The sequence below is a fragment of the Streptomyces sp. NPDC059696 genome (assembly GCF_042733745.1).
Classification (GTDB): Bacteria; Actinomycetota; Actinomycetes; order Streptomycetales; family Streptomycetaceae; genus Streptomyces.
This window is the reverse complement of the sequence record NZ_JBHWFG010000097.1, coordinates 1-1,619: the sequence shown is the minus strand read 5'-3', so window position 1 is coordinate 1,619 and position 1,619 is coordinate 1. Positions and strand designations below refer to the sequence as shown.

Below are 1,619 nucleotides of genomic sequence, written 5' to 3'. Positions count from 1 at the left end.
GGGCCCCAATGGCGTGTTGATCATCGACGACACCGGGTACATCAAGAAAGGCACCACCTCGGCCGGGGTCGGCCGGCAATACACCGGCACCTCGGGAAAGATCGACAACTGTCAGATCGGCGTGTTCGCCGCCTATGCCACCGGATCGGGCCGGGCCCTGGTGGACCGGGAGCTCTACCTGCCCAAGGCCTGGACGTCCGACCGCGACCGCTGCCGGGCGGCGAAAATCCCTGATGAGCGGGGCTTTGCGGCCAAGGGCGAGCTGGGCCGGGACATCGTCCGACGCTGTCTGGCCGCGGGCCTGCCCGCCACGTGGGTCACCGCGGACGAGGCCTACGGGCAGGACTGGAACTTCCGCCGCCTGCTCGAGCAGCTCGACGTCGGCTATGTGGTGGCGGTGCCCAAGTCGCAGCAGGTCAAGTCGCTGGCCGGCATCTGGCGCATAGACCAGCGTCCATTGGCCATCGTCGGGCCCGCTGAGCTCGTAAGCCGCCCGTCGCCATACCGGGGATCCGGTGTACCGAAGGGAGATTCCGACCGAAGAAGTGCCCGGCGATGGCCCGGAAGCTCTTCGGCATGCACGACCGGAATCCGGCCCGGACGGGCCAGTCCTTGTCCGGGCTGGTCAGCGGCTTGTCCAGCTCCTGTACGGGGCCGTACGAACACGGCCGCGGAGGGCCGGAACCAGCGTTGTCCACGTGCCGCGGGGCCGGTCACCATGTCCGCATGGCGAATGTGGGGGAGTTGCAGCCGCAGGGGGCCCGTGATGTGGGGGAATTCGCGGCCGCCTTACGACAGCTCAAGGAGCGTTCCGGGCTGACGTACCGACAGCTCGAAGAACGGGCCGCCGAGCACGGAGGAGTGCTGGCCCGCAGCACGCTGGCGGACGTCCTCGGCGGGAAGACCACACCGCGTCCCGAACTGGTGGCCGAGTTCGTGCGAGCCTGCGGAGACGCGGAGCGGGTGCAGGAGTGGCTGGAGGCCCTGGAAAGGACCGTCAGCGGTGCGGCGGGCCGGGACGGAGGCCACGACGGAGGCGGGGGTGCGGACGGGGCGGGTCCTCCCGGCCGGCGCACCGGGCCGGCACCGGGCCGACGCCGGCTGCGCGCGCTGCTGGTGGGGCTCGCTGTGCTGTCCGTCGTTGCCGTCAGCATCTGGGTCCTTGACTTCTCCGGTGAGCCGGGCGGTTCCAAGGGAAAGTCGGACCGGACCGCCCTGCCGGAAGGTCCCGTGCAGATCCGCCCGGTCCTGGCGGACGGCCTGTGTCTGACCGACGGGCATGCCGAGGGGTACGAATCACTGGTGGCCGTGCAGCGTCCGTGCGAGGACGTCGCACCTCAGCAGACCGAGCTCGTGCCCGCGGCGGACGACACGTTCCGCGTGCAGTGGTACCACCCCGACCACGGCAAGGGCTGCCTGAACTCGGTGACCGTCGGCACCGGCGCCGCCCTGCTGGAGCCCTGGGACGACTGCGGGAAGACGAGCAGGTTCCGCATCGAGCCGACAGACTCCGGCCGAAGTGACCAGTACGTTCTCCGGCTGGTCGGCGACGGATGCGTGGGCATGAGCGGATCGGGGACGGTCGCCGGGGTACCGGCGGTGACACAGCCCTGCGACTG

Annotated in this window: 1 protein-coding gene and 1 pseudogene; both read left to right on the top strand. The window is 70.4% G+C overall.

Annotation, left to right across the window (positions count from 1 at the left end; translation table 11 throughout):
* Positions 1 to 418 (top strand): annotated as a pseudogene (locus ACFV20_RS36800) (IS701 family transposase); the annotation flags it as partial.
* A gap of 308 nt (positions 419 to 726) precedes the next feature.
* On the top strand, positions 727 to 1,619 hold an 893-nt coding region (locus ACFV20_RS36795; protein ID WP_385665460.1), incomplete at its 3' end, for a helix-turn-helix domain-containing protein.